Here is a 20113-nt window from a genome sequence, read left to right on the forward strand (position 1 = left end):
CTGATGGTTGACCTGGCGGCCGAGGGTGGACCTGCCGGACGAGAGATGCCGTCAGGTCCCCTCGCCGCGCAGCTCGCGCTTGAGGATCTTGCCGGTCGCGCCCTTGGGCAGCTCGTCGATGAGGGTCACGGTGCGGGGGTACTTGTACGGCGCGACCTGCTCCTTGACGTGCCGGATGAGCTCGGCCTCGTCGGCCTGCGCGTCCGGGGCCAGCACGACGTAGGCCGCCACCTCCTCGCCGAGCTCGGGGTGCGGGACCCCGACGACGGCGGCCTCGGCGACGGCCGGGTGCTCGTAGAGCAGCTCCTCGACCTCGCGCGGGTAGACGTTGAGCCCGCCGCGGAGGATGAGGTCCTTCGTGCGGTCGACGATGACGTAGTAGCCGTCCTCGTCGCGGCGGGCCAGGTCGCCGGAGTGGAACCAGCCCTCGCCGTCGATGGCCTCGGCGGTGGCGTCCGGCCGATTCCAGTAGCCCTTCATGATGTTCTCCCCGCGGATGCAGATCTCCCCGACCTGCGGCTCGTCCTCGCTGCTGGACCCGACCTCGGTGCCGTCCGCGCCGACCAGACGCATCTGCACCCCGCGGATCGGCGTGCCGATGGAGCCGGCCTTGCGCTCGGCGTCCGGGTGGTTGAACGAGGCCACCGGAGAGGTCTCGGACAGCCCGTAGCCCTCCAGGATCGTGGCGCCGAAGGTCTCCTCGAACCTCTTCATGACCTCCAGCGGCAGGCTGGCCCCGCCGGAGATCGCGGTGCGCAGGGTCGACAGGTCCGGCGGGGTGGCCGCGGCGCCCGCGGCGGCGAGCATCGCGCCATACATCGTCGGGACCCCCTCGAAGACGGTGACCCGGTCGCGCTCGATGACCTCCAGCGCCTTCGCCGGGTCGAACCGCGGGATCATCGTCAGCGTCGCCCCGGTCGCGAAGGCGGTGTTCATGCCGCAGGTCATCCCGAAGACGTGGAAGAGCGGCAGGCAGCCCATGACAACGTCCGAGGAGTCGAGGTGCAGCAGGGTCTCGGTCGTCGCGAGCTGGTTGGACTGCAGGTTGTCGCAGGTCAGCTCCGCCCCCTTGGGGCGACCGGTGGTGCCGGAGGTGTAGAGGATGACGGCGGTGTCGTCGCCGGACCGCTCCACGACCTCATCGACCGGGTCCACCGCGTCGTCCCCGTGGACGTAGGAGCTCAGGCCCTCCGGGCCGACGGTGAGCAGCCGGGTGCCCGTCGCCTCGGCCGCGGCGACGGCGTCCTCGCCCGGCATCGCGGCGAGCAGCGTCGCACCGGAGTCCTCGAGGTAGAACTGGATCTCCCGCCTCTTGAACAACGGGTTCATCGGCACCACGACCGCCCCGAGCCGCAGCGCGGCGTAGTAGAGGACGGGGAAGGCCGGCACGTTCGGCAGCATGAGGGCCACCCGGTCGCCCTCGCCGACCCCCTGGGCGCGCATCCACCCAGCAAGCTGCCGGGCCGAGTGCTCGACCTCGGCATACGTGAGGACGAGGTCGTCGAGGATCACCGCCCGGGCGTCCGGGTGGGCCTGCGCGGTGGCGGCGAGGTTGTGGGCGAGGTTCGCGCTGGCGCTGGTCATCGTCGACCTCCTGCGGTGGGGTGGGGCCCTGATCGTCCCAAACGCCCGTCCTCGTGTCCTGTCGGCGACGCCGTCCCCCTCTCACCGGGAGCCCTCGCACCCTCGCTCCGGTATGGTCTCCGCCGAGGGAGGGGTCATGCCACGGGTCGACATCGACGCCACGAGGGAGGCCGCGCGCGAGCTGGGCGACGGCGGCGCGGCGCTGGAGGGCGCCACGGGTGACGTCGCGGTCGCCGAGCTGGCGGGGGCGCTGCGAGGGACCTCCACCGCGGCCGTGCTCGCCGACCTGCAGAGCACGGCGCGGCTGCGCCTGACGGACGCCGGTCGGGAGCTCGCGACGCTGGGCGAGGGGATGCAGACGCTGGCCGACCACACCGCCGACGCCACGGGTGGACGATGAGTCTCGACATCCCCGGCTGGATGGTCGGTGACGGCGACCCGCTGCGGACCGCCGCCCGGGGCCTGCGCGCGGCCGCGGACGTCGTCGACGACGAGCGGGTGGGTCTGCGGCGCACCCTCGGGCAGGCGGCCACCGCCCTCGGGTGGGAGGGCCAGATCACCGACCGGGCCGACGCGGCCGCCGACCCGGCGCAGGACGGCCTGCGGATCCTGCAGGAGGACCTCCGTGCCGCCGGCGGCGCCCTGGACGGTGTGGCCGGGGCCCTCGACGAGCACGCGCCGACCCTGCGCGGCGTGCAGCGCGACTGGGATGCGCTGCACGCCGACCGGCCGCGCACCGAGGTGACGCACTACACCGGCGAGACGATCGAGACGGTGGACTGGGCGGAGGTGCGGCGGCGGGAGGACGCGCTGCGCGACCGCGCCGCGCACCCTCAGGAGATGCTGCGGACGGCCGACCGCGGTTGTCGCGACACCCTCGCCCAGGTCCGCTCGTCCCTGGCCGCCCTGGAGCCCGGCTCCTCCACCGCGAGCTTCACCCGGTCCCAGGCGCCGGAGGGGACCTGGCAGGTCTTCCGGGACCACGGCCTGGTCGACACCGCGGCCGACGAGGCCCTGCTCGCCCGGATCGCCCGGGCAGAGGACCCGGACGCCGTGCGCGCCCTGCTCGACGAGCTCGACCAGGAACGGCTGGCCGGCTTCCTGCAGCGCAATCCGCACGTCATGGCGGCGCTGGCGACGGACCACGAGCCGCGCGACCCCGACGACCCGGTGCTGTCGGGCCTGTGGGAGGCGATCGGTGAGCTCGAGGACGGTCAGGTCACCGACCCCTACGCGATCGAGGTCATCCGGGACTACTGGGCCGGGTTGAGCCCGCAGGAGCAGCAACGGATGCGGCTGTTCTACCCGACCCTGGTCGGGAGCCTGGACGGCATACCGGTGGAGCACCGGGCGGCGGCCAACCGGTTGCTGGTCGAGAGCGCGATCGACGTCGAGCAGCAGCGGCTGGCCATCCTCCAGGCGATGCCGGACAACGCCGCGACCCGCGAGCAGGCTCTCGACGCGCTGCCCGGGTGGTACCCCGACTGGCTGGGCGAGACGATCCTCGACGGTCTGATGGGCGACGACGCCCAGACGCTCCTCCACGACTTCCGGCTGCGGGACCAGGAGGTGGAGCGCTCCCTGGCCAGGCTGGAGTTCTACGAGGGGCTGGTGGAGCCCGTGGAGCATCCCCGCTTCGCCGACGTGGAGGACGCCGCTGGCACGGTGCTGCCCGCCGATGCGCGGGCCGTCCTGCTCTTCGACCCTCGTGGGGACGGCCGGTATGCCGAGTGGCACGGCGAGCTCGACAGCGAGAACGTCGGGATCTTCGTCCCCGGCACGACGACCGACCTGTCGAACATCGGGAGCTATGCGCAGCGGGTCGAACGCTGGGCGCGCGAGCCGAACACCAGTGGCGTGACCTGGATGGGTATCGACCTGCCGGACTCGGTCGCCTCCGACGCCACGCAGACCCGGTACTCCGAGGACGGCGGTCAGGCGCTGCTGCGCTTCGTCGAGGGCCTGGGCATGTCGGAGCGGACGGTCACAGCGGTCGGTCACTCCGCCGGTGGCGGCATCGTCGGTTTCGCCGACGTCTACGGCTTCGACGTCGACCGGACGATGCTCGTCGCACCGTCGGGGTCCGGCCTGGGTCTGCACCGGCCGCTTCCCTGGCCCCTGGCTCCCTGGGGTGCGCGACCCGCCACCCCCAGCGAGTACCCGCCCCAGACGTGGGACGGCCACGACCGACAGGTCCAGCGCTTCACCCAGACCGCCCCGGGCGACAGCATCGGGGTGGCCCAGGCCTCGGAGGACGTGCGCTGGTGGGTGGGCCTTCCGGAGGACTGGGGGCACGGCGACAACCCGAACACCTCGGACCAGTTCATCCGGTTGGAGACGGGGCGCTGGACCGAGGGTGAGCACGCCGGAGAACGCCTGGAGGGCTTCGACGCGCACACCCACGTGGTCACACCCGGCACCGACGCCTGGGCCAACACGGTGGGTGTCATCACTGGCGGTGAGGTCATCCCGTACCGCGAGGACGACGACTGGATCGGACCGGACAACGTCTACGACGAGCCGGACTACCCTGGCACCGACCCTGTCCCCGTCGACGATCTGGAGTCTCCGTGGGAGCAGTCGCAGCCCGAGATCATGGCACCCGGACCGCTGGACGGCAGTTTCGGCAGCGGTGGGGAGCCGGCGTGAGGCCATGGCTGCCCGTCCTCGCGATCCTCACGCTGGCGCTGCTCGGCTGTCAGGACGAGGACGGGACCACCACGCCGACGAGTGGACCCACGACGGAGGGAACCAGCGTGACCGGACGCGCCGACGAAGCAGCAGCGCGGGAGCAGCAGCCCCGCGTGCGGGAGATCCTGCAGGAGTTGTGGGACCAGTTCGACCTCGAGGACAAGCCACCGTTGGAGGACAAGCCCGGGGACGGAGACCTCGTCGCCTGTTCCCTCGACACGACGGCGCAGATCACCTCATGGGCGGAGGGCGCACAGCTGCGCGTCTCGAAGGAGAAGGATCCCGAGCTGGAAGCCCGGCAGGCGGCGCTCGTGCGCGCCTGGCTGGACGACAACGGCTGGGAGCGCATCGACAACCCCGCCCCCGAGTCGAGCCCGGTGACCTACCACCGCAACGACGACGGGTTCAAGGTCACCGTGGCACCCCAGCTCGACGCCCGCGTCGACCTGGACGTGGAGTCACCGTGCTTCGACGACCAGGGCCAGCAGGTGGGATGAGGCCGTCCGGAGGGTCGCGCTCCGCGGGGAGACCCTCACATCGGTCACGCCGTCCTGCCGCGCTGGTCGGTGCGCTGGCGCTCACCGCGCTCGGTGGGTGCTCGCTGCTGGGCGAGGACGACTCCCGCGTCACCACCCCCGGTGGCTCCGTCGTCACGGCGCGCGCCGACCAGGCCGTGGCACGGGAGCAGCAGCCCCGCGTGCGGGAGCTCCTGCAGGACCTGTGGGACCAGTTCGACCTCGAGGACAAGCCACCCTTGGACGACGAGGTCGGTGAGGGAGACCTCCGCGCCTGCACCCTGGACACCAAGGCGCGGGTCAGGTCGTGGGCCGCACGGGCACAGCTGCGGGTCTCCGAGGAGGAGAACCCCGAGCTGGAGGCACAGCAGGCCCGGCTCGTTCGTGACTGGCTCGACAGCAACGGCTGGGACCGTCTCGACAACCCGGCACCCGACTCCAGCCCGGTGACCTACCACCGCAACGCCGAGGGGTTCAGGGTCACCGTCGCACCACAGCTGGACGCCCGGGTCACCCTCGACGTCGAGTCACCGTGCTTCGACGAGCAGGGTCAGCAGGTGGGGTGACCTGCCCCGGGTCAGCGCGACTCAGCGCAGCGACTCCACCGTGTCGATCTCCTCGACCGGCTTGTCGTCGCGGTAGCGCAGGACCCGGGCGAAGCGCAGGGCGACCCCGCCGGCATACCTCCTCGACGTCTGCACCGCGTCGTAGGCGACCTCGACGACCTGCTCGGGCCGCACGTGCACCACGTGCCCCTCGCGGGAGGTCTCCAGGACCAGGAAGCGCTCGGTCTGCCACGCGAGCAGCTCGTCGGTCATGCCCTTGAACGTCTTGCCGACCATGACCGGCTCGCCATCGTCGCCCCGCGCCGCGAGGTGGATGTTGGACAGCCAGCCCTGGCGGCGCCCGCTGCCCCACTCGACCGCGACCACGACGAGGTCGGCGGTGCGGCGCGGCTTGACCTTGACCCACCCGGCGCCGCGCCGGCCGGCGGCATAGGGCGCCTGCGGGTCCTTGACGACGACGCCCTCGTGCCCGTGGGCGACCACCCGGTCGAAGAAGTCCTGCGCCACCGCCGGGTCCTCGGTGCTCACCCGCTCCACGACCAGTCCGGGCGCGAGGTCGCCGAGCGCCGCCCACCGCTCGTGCGCGGGCTCGTCGACGAGGTCGCGGCCGTCGAGGTGCAGCAGGTCGAAGAGGTATGTCGTCACCGGGGTCGTGCGGGCGAGCTCGGCCGGGTCGGTGCGCGAGGCGGTGCGGGCGCCGGTGACCTGGAACGGCTCGGGGCGGCCGTCGGCGCCCAGCACGATGACCTCGCCGTCGAGCACGGCGGACCCCGCCGGGAGCGCCGCGACCGCCTCGACCACCTCGGGGAGCCGGTCGGTGATCTCCTCCAGGCTTCGGGTGAACAGCCGCACCGGCTGCTCGGCGTCCCGGTCGAGGTGGGCCTGGACCCGGATGCCATCGAGCTTGAGGTCGAGGGCCAGCTCACGCTCCCCGGTGACCGCCGTCGCCACGTCCGGCTCGGAGCCGGCGAGCATCGGCCGCAGCGGTCGCCCGACCTCCAGCCGCACCTCCTCCAGCGCTGCCGAGCCCCCGGTCAGCGCGGCCCGGGCGACCGGCCCGGGGAAGCCGGCGAGCATGACCGCCCGGCGCACCAGCGCCTCCGGCACGTCCGCGGCCCGGGCGATGGCCGGCAGGAGCACGCCGTCGCCCGCCCCCTGGCGCAGCTCCCCGGTGAGCAGCCCCACGAGCCACTCCTGCTCCTGGGCGGTGGCGCGGCCGAGCAGGTCGCGCAGGGCCGTGGTGCGGGCGGCCGCCGAGCCCGCGCCCGCGAGCTGCTTGAGGTCGCTGAGCGCCGCGTCCACCTCGAGCACGGACAGCGACGCGTCGGCGGCCGGCTCGGGGAGGTCTCGCAGGGAGCGCCAGCCGACCCCGACGGTGCGCTGGGGCAGGGTGCCGGCGAGGTAGTCGGCGACCACCTCGACCTCGCGGGGGTCCCCGCCGGCCACCTCGGTGAGGGCCCCGGCGAGCAGGGTCGTCTTGTCGGTGCGCGAGCGGGTCGCGGCCACCGCGGCGGACGTCGAGGTCACCTCGGCCAGATGCATACCGTGCAGTCTGGCGCACCCGGGCGGGCCCGTCGCGGCCACCGGCGCCCACCCCGACCCGGCACAGACTTGACCAAGTCCATACCTGCGGCATACCCCGCCTTTGCCGACCCCCGGCTAGCGTGGAGACATCGACCGGGCGTCGCCTCCGGGCACCGTCTGGTCGATCAGGCACGATCGCAATGTGACTGGTGGTGGGCACACCCCCCTGCGCGCCCGCCACAGGTCATCGGGAGGGTTGCGTGCCTGGCGAGAAGGGCGCGTCGGCTGTCACGGGACCGACGCGCCCTTCCTCTGTGTCTCTGGGCATACTCCCAGCGATGCCCGACGCCACTGTGCGCGACGGTGGCCCCACGAGGGCCAGAACCGCACACGAGGAGGTCAGCCCAGGGGCGAGCGGGCCCGACTGTGCGCGACGGTGGCCCCAGGAGGGCCAGAACCGCACACGAGGAGGTCAGGCCAGGGGCGAGCGGGCCCGACTGTGCGCGACGGTGGCCCCTGGAGGGCCAGAACCGCGCACGGCAGGGCCCCCGAGGGCGGGTCAGGGACGAGCCGGGCCGGGCTACGACCAGGTCAGCCGCAGCTGCGTCCCGGGCCCGAGCTGGCTCAGCCGGTCCAGGTCGGCGGGCTCGACGACGGCGACCACCGGGTAGCCGCCGGTCACCGGGTGGTCGGCGCCGAAGATCACGGGCTGCCCGTCGGCAGGCACCTGCACGCACCCGCGCACCATCGGCTCGCTCGGCAGCTCGCGGTCGCGGTATGCCGACGCCCGGGTCAGCGCCTGCCCGGTGAGCCGGGTGCCGACCCGGTCGGAGCGGTCGCTGACCGTCCAGGCCTGGGCGGTCAGCGCCTCCAGGTCCTCCAGCCAGTCGCCGCGCGGCCCCGCCGTGAGGTGGAGGGAAAGGGCGGCGGGGGACTCCACCGGTGGCGCCACCTGGTCCACCGTCGGTGGTCGTGCCGGCGGCCGGCCGACCGGCAGGACGTCGCCGGGCTGCAGGGGCTCGGGGCCCAGCCCGGCCAGCGTGTCGCGGCTCCGCGAGCCGAGGACCTCGGTCACGTCGAGACCACCGCGCACCGCGAGATAGGTGCGCAGTCCCGTGGTGGGTGCTCCGAGCTGGAGGGTCTGGCCGTCCTCGAGGCGCACCGGGGCGCCCCAGCCGACCGCCCGCCCGTCCACGGTGGCCGGCCCCTCGGCCCCGGTGATCGCGACGGTCACCGCGCCGTGGGCCCGTAGCCGGCACCCGCCGAGGAGCACCTCCAGGCCGGCGAGGGCCTCGTCCTGCGCCAGGATCCGCGCTCCGAGCCGGTGCGCCGCGCGGTCGGCGGCACCGGACCGGCCGACGCCGAGGGCTGCCAGACCGGGCCTGCCCAGGTCCTGCACCAGGACCTGCGGGCCGACGTCGAGCACCTCCAGGTCAGGCATCAGGCCTCCTCGAATCGCACGGTCGCGCCCGGTGCCAGGAGCGCGGGCGGATCGCGGTCGACGTCCCACAGGGGCGCGTCGGTGCGGCCGATGAGCTGCCAGCCGCCCGGGGAGGAGCGCGGGTAGATGCCGCCGAACTCGCCCGCCAGGCCCACCGACCCGGCCGGGACCGTGGTGCGCGGGGTGTCGCGGCGCGGGACGTGCAGCCGCTCGTCGCCGCCGACGAGGTAGGCGAACCCGGGCGCGAAGCCGATGAAGCCCACCCGCCACCTGGACCCGGTGTGCGCCCGCACCACCTCCTGCTCCGCGAGCCCGGTCAGGCGGGCCACCTCCGCCAGGTCGGCACCGTCGTAGGTGACCGGGACGACCACCTCGTCCGCGGGTGCGTGGGGGGTCGCCGCGGCGACGTCCGCCGGGGCGTCCAGGTCGGCGGCGAGGGCGAGCAGCCCCTCCCGCACCGCCGGCAGGTCGGTCGGGTCCGCCACCCGCACCAGCAGGGTGCGGGCCGCCGGAACGACCTCGGTGACCGTCCGCGCCCAGGAGGCCGCCCCCGGCTCCCCGGCCCGCAGGGCGTCCGCGAGCGCCAGGACCTCCCCCGTGCCGCCCACCTCGACCAGCACGGCCCCCCGGCCCATCGGCAGCAGCCTGGCGTCCATCAGCACCTCATCCCGCAAACGCCGCCAGCTCGACGCCGTCCGCCTCCAGGGCCGCCCGCACCGCCCGGGCCATGGCGACCGCGCCCGGGGAGTCGCCGTGGGTGCAGATCGAGGCGACCCGCACCGGCACGTCGGTGCCGTCCACCGCCTCCACCACCCCGTCGCGCACGAGCCGCAGCATCCGCGCCGCCACGGCGTCCGGGTCGTGCAGCACCGCACCGTCCTCGGAGCGCGGCACGAGAGTGCCGTCCGGTCGGTAGCCGCGGTCGGCGAAGGCCTCGGCGACCACGCGCACCCCGGCATCCTGCGCCAGCCGGGACACCAGCGAGCCTTCCTGGTGCAGGAGGGGGAGGGTGGCGTCATACCGGGTCAGGGCGCTCACGAGAGCCCGCGCCTGCCCCTCGTGGCGCCCGACGGCGTGGTAGAGCGCGCCGTGCGGCTTGAGGTAGGCCACCCGGGTGCCGGCCACGCGGCACAACGCCTCCAGCGCCCCCAGCTGGTAGAGCACGTCGGCCTCGAGGTCGGCCGGGTCCGCGTCGACGAACCGGCGGCCGAAGCCCGCGAGGTCGCGGTAGGACACCTGGGCACCGACGACGACGCCGCGCGCGGCCGCCGCTGCCACCGTCCGCTCCAGCGTGCGGGCGTCCCCGGCGTGGAAGCCGCAGGCGACGTTGGCGCTGGTGACGAGGCCGAGCATCGCGTCGTCGTCACCGAGGGTCCACGTCCCGAAGGACTCCCCAAGGTCGGCGTTGAGGTCGATGCGCATGACGCCAGCGTAGGCGCGAACCGCCGGCCGGGCCGGTCGAGCCGAGCCCGCGGGGGTTATCCCCCCGTCGTCCCGGGGGCGCACCGGCTGACCGGGGGTCCCGGTCCTGGCTACCGTGGTCGGCATGAGCAGTCCGTCGATGCGGGCCCCCGGGGCCCCCGGGGCCGAGCCGGCCCGCATGCCCCGCCTGGTGAGAGGTCCTGGAGACACCGTCGAGGACGACGCGCCGGCCCTGCCCGCCCCGCCCGGGTCCCCACCCGCGCGGACCGCCGGCGCGGAACGGGTGTCCCGTCTCCTCGACCACTGGTGGACCGTCTGCTACCTCGTGACCAGCCTGGTCACCGCCGTGGCGGCGCTGGCGCTGGCCGGCCTCGCGATCGGCGGCTTCTTCGGGATGCTGGGCGCCGGTGTCGGCATCCTCGTGCTGGTCCCGGCGATCTGGGGGTCCTACGGCCTGGCCGTGCTGGAGCGGCACCGCATCGCCGCCTTCCTCGGCCTCGACATCGGGCAGCGGGCCCCCTCGACCGCCCCGGGCTGGCGCCGCGCCCTCGGCCTGGACGAGCGGCGGCTGCGGGCCCTGGGCTGGGTGGGGCTGCACGGCCTCTGGGGGATCGTCGCCGGCGGCCTCACCCTCACCCTGCTCATCCAGGGTGTCCTGCTCGCGACCCTGCCGCTGTGGGGGCCCGTCGCCGGTGGTGTCACCGTCCTGGGGGCGCTGCGGGTCGAGTCCTTCTTCGGTATGACGCTCGCCTGGCTGGTCGGCATCGTGCTCGTGCTCGGGATGCCGTGGGTCGCGCGGGGTCTGGCGAGCGTCGACGTCGTCCTGGCGCGGTGGCTCGTGGGCGAGGACGCCCAGGCCCAGCTGCGCCGCATGAGCGAGCGGGTGGACACCCTCACCACCTCGCGCGAGGACACCCTGGACTCGGTCGAGGCCGAACGCCGACGCATCGAGCGCGACCTGCACGACGGTCCGCAGCAGCGCCTCGTCTCGGTGGCCATGACCCTCGGCCTGGCCCGGGACGCCCTGGACCGCAACCCCGACGACCGCGAGGCCGCCCGGCAGGTGCGCGAGCTGCTCGACGAGGCGCACGCCTCGAGCAAGGAGGCCATCACCGAGATGCGGCAGGTCGCCCGGGGTATCGTCCCGCCCATCCTCACCGACCGCGGGCTCGACGCCGCGGTGTCGGCGCTGGCCGCCCGCAGCCCCGTCCCCGTGACCGTCAGCTCGCGGCTGCCCGCGGGCCGGCTGGACCCGACGACCGAGGCGATCGCCTACTTCTCCGTCTCCGAGGCCCTCACCAACGTCGCCAAGCACGCGCACGCCACCCGGGCGGGCGTCGAGCTGGGCACCGCCCGCGGCCTGCGCGGCGACCTGCTGGCCATCACCGTCACCGACGACGGGTCGGGAGGCGCGGTCGTCGGCGGCGGCAGCGGCCTCACCGGGCTGCGCCAACGGGTCGGTGCCGTCGACGGTGAGCTGCACGTGCACTCCCCGGTCGGGACCGGCACCACCGTCGCCATCACCCTGCCCCTGCGGACCCGGGAACCGCGATGAGCACCAGCACCACGCGGCCCACCGAGCCCGACCCCACGCCGCTGCGGGTCATCCTGGCCGAGGACTCCGTGCTGCTGCGGGACGGCATCGTGCGGCTGCTCGGGGCCACCGGCTTCGACGTCGTCGACGCCTGCCCGGACGCCGAGACCTTCGCGGTCTCGGTGCGCCGGCACCGCCCGGACCTCGTCGTGGTGGACGTGCGCATGCCCCCGACCTTCACCGCCGAGGGGCTGCAGGCCGCGCTCGCCGTGCGCGCCGAGCTTCCCGAGGTCGCCGTGGTCGTGCTGAGCCAGTACGTCGAGGAGCGCTACGCCACCGAGCTGCTCGCCGGCCGCCCACGGGGGGTCGGCTACCTGCTCAAGGACCGGGTGGCCGACACCCAGGAGTTCGTCGAGGCGCTGCGCACGGTGGCCGCCGGTGGCACGGCCCTGGACCCCGAGGTCGTCTCCCAGCTCATGTCGCGGGCCCGCAACGTCGACCCGCTGGAGCGCCTGACGCCTCGCGAGCGTGACGTCATGCGGCTCATGGCGCAGGGCCGCACCAACAGCGCCATCAGCCGCGAGCTGTTCATCGGCGAGGGCGCGGTGGAGAAGAACGTCTCCTCCATCTTCGGCAAGCTCGACCTGCCGCCCACCGACGACGACCACCGCCGGGTGCTGGCCGTCCTGCAGTGGCTCGAGCACGGGGAGGACGGATGAGCGCCGCCGACCGGCGCGAGGCCCGGGCGCAGGCACGCGCGGTCCGGGCGCGCACCCCCTACCCCGCGCTGCGAGCCGTCGGGGGCGCGCTCACGGCGCTCCTCGTCGTCGGCGGTGCCCTCAGCACCGCGCCCGCGATGATGACGCAGGAGGGGTCGCAGACCTCGGCCCTGCCCGCGTCGATGACCCGGCTCGTGCTCCTGGCGCCCCGCGGGGACGTGCAGGTCCGTGAGCTGGCGGCGGGTGAGGACCCGAGCGTCACGGCGACGGCGCGGTGGACGCTGAACCGGCCGGAGGTGCGCACCAGCGCCGCGAACGGGACGGTGCAGGTCGAGGCTCCCTGCACCGGCAGCAACCTCGGGGTCTGCTCGCAGGACCTGCTCGTGCGGGTGCCGGCGGGGACGGCGCTGGAGATCGACAGCGCCTTCGGCGACGTCGACGTCTCCAGCACCGGTGAGGTGCAGGTCGACCTCACCGGCGGTGACATCAGCCTGTCCGGCGCGCCCCCGCGTGCCGTCGTGCGGAGCACGCTGGGCGACGTCATCGTGCAGCACACCGGCGAGGAGCCACCAGAGCTGCTGCGGGTGCGCACCACCCTCGGCGACGTCGACGTCGAGCTGCCCGGGTCGCAGGAGTATGCCGTGACCACCGCCACCAGCCAGGGCGACCGGGACGTGCGGGTCGACGAGGTGCAGGACGCCCCGTCCGTCATCGACGTCGAGACGACGCTCGGGGACATCGAGATCGCGCCCTCCCCGACCCTCTGACCGGCCCCGAAGCTCCGCCTCACCCGCCGCGCCCTCCGGCATACAGTGGGGCGGACGGGACGGAAGTGACGCACGGGGAGCAGGCGTCGGGTAGATTGGCCTCCGCCAGGTGCCGCGCCGTCAACGGAGACCGCCATGAACTCGCTCCTCCTCGCCCTCATCGGGGTGACCATGATCCTGGCCGGGTACGCGCTCTACTCGCGCTTCCTGGCCACCAAGATCTACGCCCTCGACGACTCCCGGCGGACGCCGGCCCACGAGCTCGAGGACGGGGTCGACTACGTCCCCACCAACAAGTACGTCCTGTGGGGTCACCACTTCACCTCCGTCGCGGGTGCGGCGCCGATCGTCGGCCCGGCCATCGCGGTCATCTGGGGCTGGCTGCCGGCCTTCCTGTGGGTGACCATCGGCACGGTCTTCTTCGCCGGCATGCACGACCTGGGCTCCCTGTGGGCCTCGGTCCGCAACAAGGGCCAGTCGATGGGGGCGCTGTCGGGCCGCTATATCGGCGCGCGCGGCCGCAACCTCTTCCTCGTCGTCATCTTCCTGCTGCTCCTCATGGTCAACGCGGCCTTCGCGGTGGTCATCGCCGGCCTGCTCGTCAGCACCCCCACCGCCGTGATCCCCACCTGGGGGGCACTGCTCGTGGCGCTGCTCGTCGGCCAGGCGATCTACCGGCTGCGCTGGAGCCTGCCGGTGGTCTCGGTCGTCGGCGTCGTCGCGCTCTACACCCTCATCTGGATCGGCGACCAGGTGCCGCTCGCCCTGCCGGAGACCGTCGCCGGGCTTCCGGCCAACGCGGTCTGGATCATCCTGCTCTTCGTCTACGCCGGCATCGCCTCGATGCTGCCGGTCTGGGTGCTGCTGCAGCCGCGCGACTACATCAACGGGCTCCAGCTGTTCATCGCCCTGGGCATCCTCTACGGGTCGGTGCTGCTGGCCCGCCCGGAGATCGTGGCGCCGGCCGTCAACGGCAACGTCCCCGAGGGCACCCCCTCGATCGTCCCGCTGCTGTTCGTCACCATCGCCTGCGGCGCCATCTCCGGCTTCCACGGCATGGTCAGCTCCGGCACCAGCTCCAAGCAGCTGGACAAGGAGAGCGACGCCCGGTTCGTCGGCTACTTCGGTGCCGTCGGCGAGGGCCTGCTGGCCCTGGGTGCGATCATCGCGGCCACCGCCGGCTTCCAGACCCTGGCCGCCTGGGAGGAGGTCTACTCCGCCTTCGGGCAGGGCAGCGTCGGTGCCTTCGTCTCCGGCGGCGGCGCCATCGTCGAGAGCGGCCTCGGGCTGCCGCAGTCGCTGGCGGCCACCATCCTGGCGACCACCGCGATCCTCTTCGCCGCGACCACGATGGACACGGGTGTGCGGCTGCAGCGCTTCGTGGTGCAGGAGATCGGGGAGATCGCCGGGGTCCGGCTCGGCAAGGGTGTCGCCACGGTGGTGGCCGTCGGCATCGCCCTCGCGCTGACCTTCGGCGCCGGCGTCGACGGCTCGGGCGGCATGCTCATCTGGCCGCTCTTCGGCACCACCAACCAGCTGCTCGCCGCGCTGACCCTGTCGATCGTGGCGATCATGCTGCTGCGCCGCGGCCGCACCGCCCTGCCCGCGCTCATCCCCCTCGGCTTCGTCGGCGTCATGACCCTCTACGCCCTGTTCATCCAGCTCGGCACCTTCTGGTCGGAGGGCAACTGGCTGCTGCTCATCCTCGACATCGTCATCCTCGTCGCCTCGCTGTGGGTGATGGTCGAGGCGCTGGGGGCCATGCGCAAGGCGCGGGACTTCCAGGGCGACGACGACGCCGAGCTCGAGCAGCTGTCCGCCGCCGAGGTCGCCTCCTCGGGCGAGACGCGTCCGGACCGGTCGGACGAGAGCTGAGTCGGCCGGACCGCGCCGACCCTCGGTATGCCGTGCCGCACGCACGCGCGGGCGTGCGGCACGGCATACAGTGAGGTGATGAGCGAGCACCCGCGGCACCCGTCGCCGGCACCGCGCCTGCGGGCCGCCGCCGGGGTGCTGCGCGACGTGTTCGCCGGCCCCTACGCGCGCACCTTCGCCCGGGCGCGGCAGGACGAGGACGACCTCTTCATGGTCATCGTCATGGCCGAGGCGCTCGGGGTGCCCAACCCGGCGAGCTACTACACCGTGGAGCTGCTGCCGGTGGTCTACGACCAGGTGCACGACTGGCACCGCCGGATGGGCCTGGACCGCAGCCCGCTGGACCACTTCTCGTGCTGCTGAGCGGGTGCCGCGCGTGCTGAGCGGGCTGGCCGACGGGCGCGAGGTCCTCTTCGTCGGCGGCAAGGGCGGGGTCGGCAAGACGGCCGTCGCCTCCGCGCTGGGCCTCGCCCTCGCCCGCGGCGGGCGCCGGGTGCTCGTCGTCTCGACCGACCCCGCCCACAACCTCGGCCACCTGTGGGGGCGGCCCGTCGGCGACGAGACCGTCGAGCTCGCCCCGCTGCTGCGCGGGCTGGAGATCGACCCCGCCCGCACCACCGACGAGCACCTGCGGGCTGTGCGCGAGACGATGCACCGCCTCATGCCCGAGCACCTGCAGGGGGAGATCAGCCGACACCTCGAGCTGGCCCGCGACGCTCCCGGCACCCACGAGGCCGCCGTGCTCGAGCGGATCGCCGAGGTGCTGGAGCACCGGCACCCGGACGAGCTCGTCATCTTCGACACCGCACCCTCCGGGCACACCTCCCGGCTCGTCGCGCTGCCCGAGCTCATGCAGGCCTGGACCGAGGGGCTGCTGCGGCGCCAGGACCGCTCAGCGCGCTTCGGGGCAGCCCTGCGCGGGCTGCAGGGCAGGCCGCGCCAGGACGCCGGGGAGCGGGCGGCGGCCGACATCCTGGGCAGCTCGCGTGGCCCCGGCGAGACCGCGGCGCCCGACCGGCGCTCGCGCCGCGACACCGAGATCCGCCGCATCCTGGACCGGCGGCAGGCCCGCTTCGCGCAGCTGCGGTCGGTGCTGCAGGACCCGGCGCGCAGCGCCTTCGTCATCGTGCTCGCCGCCGAGCGCCTCCCCGTCCTGGAGACCGTCGAGCTGCACGAGCAGCTCGTCCGTGCCGGCATGGGCGTGGGCGCACTCGTGGTCAACAAGCGCTCGCCCGCCGACGCCGGCGACCTCCTCGCCGCGCGCCGGGAGCTGGAGGAGGGGTATGTCGCGCAGCTCGCCGACGCCCTCCCGCACCTCCCGGTGACCCAGGTCCCCCTGCTGCCGGACGAGGTCCTCGGCGCGGACGGACTGGCGCGGCTCGCGGCATACCTCTGAGGCGCCCGCAGCCTCCGACGTAGGACAGGCCCCCGCCGCGCGCCTGGCTCACGACTCACCCCCGAGGGCTCCGACCGTGGTTCTGCTGCCCCGGCGAGACATCCACGGTCGGCCGCGCCGTCCTGACCGTGCTTCTGCCGCCCCGGCAAGACATCCACGGTCGGCAACACCGCGTCCACGGTGCCCGGGGACGCGCCAGGCCCCCGCCGCGCCGGAGCGCGACGGGGGCCTGTCGGTGTCGGTCCGTCAGGTCGGTGACCTCACGGGTAGACGACGTCCTCCAGGGTCTCCTGGACCGAGAGGTTGACCGCGCCGTAGCCACCGACGATGTGGACCACCTGCGCGCGCAGGCTGGTCATCGCATCGACGGTCGGGCTCGGCAGCATGTCCGGCCGCGTGAGCAGCACGGGCATGGAGCTCATCGCCGCCACCGGGGCCGCCGCGAGGGCGTCCGGGAACTCCGCGCCGGTCGCCAGGAAGGCGCCCGGGGCCGGAGTCGGGAAGAACTCCGCGGCCACCGCGGCGGCCGTGCCGTAGCGGTTGGTGCCACTCAGCCGGACGACCTCACCGGCGTCGGCACCGGCAGCGGTCGCCACGTCGTCCGAGACCGCCGCGTCGCCACCGACGACGTAGACCGTCTCCGGCGACAGCCGCTCCAGCTCGTCCGCCGTCGCGCCCGGCAGCAGGTCCGGACGGGTCAGCAGGACCGCGGAGTCCTCCATCCCGGCCGCCGCGGCCGCCGCGAGGGCGTCCGGGTAGTCCCTGCCGCTGGCGAGGAAGACGATGTCGGCGTCGTCGGACTGGGCCTGGCTGATGTCGACAGCCGTCTCGTACCGGTTGGCACCCGCGAGCCTCTCGACGTCGGCGTACTCGCCGAGCGCCGTCACGACGTCGTCGCTCACCGCACCGTCGCCACCGAGGACGACGATGCTGTCCGGGCCGAGCTGCTGCAGCGCCATCCGCGTCGCCGCCGGGAGCTCGTCCGGCTTGGTCAGCAGCACGGGAGCCTCGTCGGAGCCCGCGAGGGCGCCGCCGGCCAGGGCGTCCGGGAAGGCCCGGCCGCTGGCGACGAAGACGGTGTCCACGCCCTGGGGGAAGGCCTCGACGGCCAGCTCGGAGGCGGTGGAGTACCGGTCCTGGCCGAGCGTGCGCTCGACCGCCGGGCGGTCCTCGTTGCCGTAGTCCGAGCCCTCGAAGGCGATCCCGAAGACCGGGCTGTCCCAGGTCTCGGTCTGCGCCTCACGGTCGTCGTTCCACGCCTTCGCCTTGGTGACGACGATCTCCATGACGTAGTCGCCGTCCGGGACCCGGACCTTGGCGCCGTTGTCGTCGATCATCATGCCGTCCCACGGGTAGGCGGAGAAGCCGTTGCGGGTGGCGGAGCGGGCGAGGTAGTCGACCTCGGCGACGGTGCCCAGGGACTCACCCTTGGTGCCGTCCTCCTCGGCCGCGAAGACCTCCCACTCCATCCGGCGGGCCTGGTGCTCGAAGTGGATGAGGAACTGCGGGGCGTCGTCCTGCTCCATGGAGTAGGTCGTGCCCTCCTCGACCAGGTTGTAGGTGCCGGCCGGGTCGACGCACTCGTAGCCCAGCCAGATGCCACAGTCGCCGACCGCGCCCAGGGCCGGCAGCTCGACGGTGACGTTGCCGTCGGCGTCGACCATGTCGGCGAGGACCTCGGTCTCCTGCAGGTCGGCAGCGTGACCGCCGTAGGCGACCGAGTAGGTGTCGGCCTCCTCGCCCTCACCGGTGGTGAAGGTGACGTAGCCGCCGAAGATCGGGTCCATCTCACCGTCGATCGCCGGTGAGGTGATGGTCATCGGGACCTCGACGCTCGCGCCTGCGGGCACGACGACCGTGGGGGCCACCTCGACCGCGGCCGCGGCCTCCCAGTAGCCGAAGTCGTTGGCGGTGCCGGAGGTGGCGATCGCCGCGACGTGCTCGGTGGAGTAGACCTGCTCGGTGTCGCTGGTGTTGGTCAGCGTCACCGTCTGGGTGCTGGTCTCGCCGGCGAGCTGCTGGCCCAGCTGGACCAGACCCGGCTCGATCGTCGCCTCGGCGAGGATCGAGTCGTCGACCTGGATCATGCCGGCGCCCTGTCGGTGCACCAGCTCCAGGCCGACAGTCGGTGCGAGGTTCAGCGGCAGCTGCATCGAGCTGTTCTGCAGCTTGAGCTTGACCTCCTCGACGCCCAGGTCCGGGTCGGCCTCGAGCATGAGGGCCGCGGCCCCGGCGACGTGCGGGGACGCCATCGAGGTGCCGGACAGGGTGGCGTAGGGCTGGATCTCCAGCGGGTAGGTGGCGTAGATCTGACCACCCGGGGCCGACAGGTCCGGCTTGAAGGTGGTGTCGGCCATCGTGCCGATGGAGCTGAACGAGCTGATGAGACCGCCGGTCGGGTTCGGGACCGAGGTCGAGCCGTCGGTCCAGGTCACGACGTGACCCTCCGTCGCCAGCGCGTCCGCGGCCAGCCGCTCACCGTCGGCCTGGGTCACCATGACGACGGGGACCTCGATCGCCGGGTCACCGGCGAGGCTCGGGTTGATGCTGCCACCGGTGTTGTTGTAGAGCATGACGCCCGCCGCACCGGCCTCCTGCCCGTTGAACGCCTTCTCGTAGAAGCTGCAGGTGCCGCGCTGGATCATCACCCAGTTGCCCTCGATGACGGCCTGCTCCTCCGCGGTGAAGGGGTCGGTGCCACAGGCCTCCGCCTCGGTCGTCCCGGGCTCGTGCACGGCGACGACGTCGTCCTCGCCCGAGGTCGGCGGGGCCGGGGCCGGGGACCCGATGGTGTAGGGAACCTCGTTCTCCTCCTCGTCGAAGAAGAAGTTGGCCTCGTAGAACGTGTTGTCCACCGAGCCGACCCCGATGGTGTCCTCGCCGACGCCGGGGGCGCCGACCGAGTGCAGGCCGTTGGCGCCGGAGTTGCCGATCGAGGCGACCATCACGACACCCTCGCGGGCGAGCGCGTCGGTGGCCTGCGCGGTCGGGTACTCCTTCCAGGCGGAGAAGGCCGAGCCGATGGACAGGTTGACGACGTCCATCTCGTCGGCCAGCGTCTGCTCCATCGCGTGCAGCATGATGTCGGCGTCGGTCGAGCCCTCGCAGCCGAAGACGCGGTAGGCGCCCAGCGTCACACCGGGGGCCACGCCGGTGACCTCGCCGTCGGCGCCGGTGATGCCGGCGACGTGGGTGCCGTGGCCCTGGCAGTCGTCGGGGTCCTCGTCCGGGAAGGGCTTGGGCTGGTAGGCGTCGCCCGCCCCCGGGTCGGCGTTGTAGTCGTCACCGACGAAGTCGTAGCCGAAGGCCACCTTCTCGGTCGGGAACGTCGTGCTGTCGGGGCTGCCGTTGCCGCCGAAGTCCGGGTGGTCGTAGTCGATGCCGGTGTCGATGATGCCGACCTTGACGCCCGTGCCGTCGTAGCCGAGCTCGCTCTGCACGATGTCGGCACCGGTCATCGAGATGGCGGTGAACAGCTCGGGGTCGATCTGGGTGCCCTCGGGGCGCTCGGGGGCGTCGATGATGCCGACCGGGAAGATCGCCTCGACCGCGTCCGAGGCGGCCAGCTCGGCCAGCGAGCTCTCGCTGGCCGTGACCGACAGACCGTTCCAGAGGGTCCCGAACTCCGAGCGCACCTCGAGCTCGACGCCGGAGGCGTCCACGTCGGCGAGGAAGCGGTCGCGCTGGGACTGGATCGAGGCCAGCGAACCGCCGGCGCTCGTGCTGGGTCCAGCGAGCTGGACGAAGTAGGAGTTGGGCACCAGCTCCGCGCCGGTGGCCTGGTTGTCCTGGATCTTGCTCTCCGGCGCCGGGGAACCCGGCGCGACGAACGCGTCCTCGTCGGCTGCGGCCGAGAGCGGTGCCAGGACGGCTCCGGTCAGCGACAGGACGGCGATCGCGGAGAGAGCACGGCGGGGGGATCCCCCTGGCCTAGCACTGCTCACGAATGATCTCCTTCGATGATTCGGCCCCGACAGGTCGTGCGAGGGCCGTCTTCGACCCTAGGCGCTGAGGGAAGGCATACCAGGGGACCGACGTCACGATCAGGTCACGATCAGGTCACGCCGCAGGCTTACCCA

16 protein-coding genes are annotated in these 20113 nt (G+C 73.5%); 10 read left to right on the plus strand and 6 right to left on the minus strand.

The window, feature by feature from the left end; translation table 11 throughout:
- Nucleotides 1-51: 51 nt before the first annotated feature.
- Nucleotides 52-1584: a long-chain fatty acid--CoA ligase gene (locus Q0795_RS08430; RefSeq protein WP_298888778.1), complete on the minus strand. Its 1533-nt coding sequence runs from the start codon at nt 1582-1584 to the stop codon at nt 52-54.
- A 136-nt stretch (nt 1585-1720) separates the two neighbouring features.
- Between Q0795_RS08430 and Q0795_RS08435 the strand changes: the two genes are divergently transcribed.
- Genes Q0795_RS08435 through Q0795_RS08450 form a run of 4 tightly spaced genes read left to right on the plus strand, consistent with a single transcriptional unit; the run spans nt 1721 to nt 5356 of the window.
- Nucleotides 1721-1984: a hypothetical protein gene (locus Q0795_RS08435; RefSeq protein WP_298888780.1), complete on the plus strand. Its 264-nt coding sequence runs from the start codon at nt 1721-1723 to the stop codon at nt 1982-1984.
- Entirely contained in the window at nt 1981-4233 is a 2253-nt protein-coding gene (locus Q0795_RS08440; RefSeq protein WP_298888782.1) for an alpha/beta hydrolase, read from the plus strand. Before Q0795_RS08435 ends, Q0795_RS08440 begins: the two co-directional genes overlap by 4 nt.
- Nucleotides 4230-4772 (plus strand): hypothetical protein, encoded by a 543-nt coding sequence (locus Q0795_RS08445; protein ID WP_298888784.1) that lies wholly within the window; start codon nt 4230-4232, stop codon nt 4770-4772. The genes Q0795_RS08440 and Q0795_RS08445 overlap by 4 nt, the downstream gene beginning before the upstream one ends.
- On the plus strand, nt 4769-5356 hold the full coding sequence (locus Q0795_RS08450; protein WP_298888786.1) for a hypothetical protein: 588 nt from the start codon (nt 4769-4771) through the stop codon (nt 5354-5356). Before Q0795_RS08445 ends, Q0795_RS08450 begins: the two co-directional genes overlap by 4 nt.
- 21 nt (nt 5357-5377) lie before the next feature.
- Here the strand turns inward: Q0795_RS08450 and Q0795_RS08455 are convergent, their stop codons facing one another.
- The 4 genes from Q0795_RS08455 to Q0795_RS08470 form a co-directional block, all read right to left on the minus strand.
- A complete protein-coding gene (locus Q0795_RS08455; RefSeq protein ID WP_298888788.1) occupies nt 5378-6898 on the minus strand; it encodes an ATP-dependent DNA ligase in 1521 nt (506 codons plus the stop codon).
- A 562-nt stretch (nt 6899-7460) separates the two neighbouring features.
- A complete protein-coding gene (locus Q0795_RS08460; RefSeq protein WP_298888789.1) occupies nt 7461-8321 on the minus strand; it encodes a biotin-dependent carboxyltransferase family protein in 861 nt (286 codons plus the stop codon).
- Entirely contained in the window at nt 8321-8977 is a 657-nt protein-coding gene (locus Q0795_RS08465; protein ID WP_298888791.1) for an allophanate hydrolase subunit 1, read from the minus strand. The genes Q0795_RS08460 and Q0795_RS08465 overlap by 1 nt, the downstream gene beginning before the upstream one ends.
- 7 nt (nt 8978-8984) lie before the next feature.
- On the minus strand, nt 8985-9743 hold the full coding sequence (locus tag Q0795_RS08470) for a 5-oxoprolinase subunit PxpA (protein WP_298888792.1): 759 nt from the start codon (nt 9741-9743) through the stop codon (nt 8985-8987).
- Between the two features lie 124 nt (nt 9744-9867).
- Here Q0795_RS08470 and Q0795_RS08475 point away from each other — a divergent pair, with 124 nt between their 5' ends.
- The 6 genes from Q0795_RS08475 to Q0795_RS08500 all read left to right on the plus strand — a co-directional run bounded on the left by Q0795_RS08475 (nt 9868) and on the right by Q0795_RS08500 (nt 16034).
- Complete coding sequence (locus tag Q0795_RS08475; protein WP_298888793.1) at nt 9868-11298, plus strand: sensor histidine kinase; 1431 nt, start codon at nt 9868-9870, stop codon at nt 11296-11298.
- Entirely contained in the window at nt 11295-11996 is a 702-nt protein-coding gene (locus tag Q0795_RS08480; RefSeq protein WP_298888795.1) for a response regulator transcription factor, read from the plus strand. Before Q0795_RS08475 ends, Q0795_RS08480 begins: the two co-directional genes overlap by 4 nt.
- Nucleotides 11993-12763: a DUF4097 family beta strand repeat-containing protein gene (locus tag Q0795_RS08485; protein WP_298888798.1), complete on the plus strand. Its 771-nt coding sequence runs from the start codon at nt 11993-11995 to the stop codon at nt 12761-12763. Before Q0795_RS08480 ends, Q0795_RS08485 begins: the two co-directional genes overlap by 4 nt.
- A gap of 135 nt (nt 12764-12898) precedes the next feature.
- The gene (locus tag Q0795_RS08490; RefSeq protein WP_298888800.1) at nt 12899-14638 is read left to right on the plus strand and encodes a carbon starvation protein A; all 1740 of its coding nucleotides are present in this window, start codon (nt 12899-12901) and stop codon (nt 14636-14638) included.
- Nucleotides 14639-14716: 78 nt separating this feature from the next.
- Nucleotides 14717-15001, plus strand: a complete 285-nt coding sequence (locus Q0795_RS08495) for a cory-CC-star protein (RefSeq protein ID WP_298888801.1) — start codon at nt 14717-14719, stop codon at nt 14999-15001.
- Between the two features lie 13 nt (nt 15002-15014).
- A complete protein-coding gene (locus Q0795_RS08500; RefSeq protein WP_298888845.1) occupies nt 15015-16034 on the plus strand; it encodes an ArsA family ATPase in 1020 nt (339 codons plus the stop codon).
- 260 nt (nt 16035-16294) lie between these two features.
- On the opposite strand, the gene Q0795_RS08505 is transcribed toward Q0795_RS08500, so the two are convergent.
- Nucleotides 16295-19978 carry a cell wall-binding repeat-containing protein gene (locus Q0795_RS08505; RefSeq protein ID WP_298888803.1) on the minus strand — a complete coding sequence of 1228 codons (3684 nt, stop codon included), beginning with the start codon at nt 19976-19978 and terminating at the stop codon, nt 16295-16297.
- Nucleotides 19979-20113 lie beyond the last annotated feature (135 nt).

The organism is uncultured Serinicoccus sp. (assembly GCF_947487915.1).
Lineage (GTDB): Bacteria > Actinomycetota > Actinomycetes > Actinomycetales > Dermatophilaceae > Ornithinicoccus.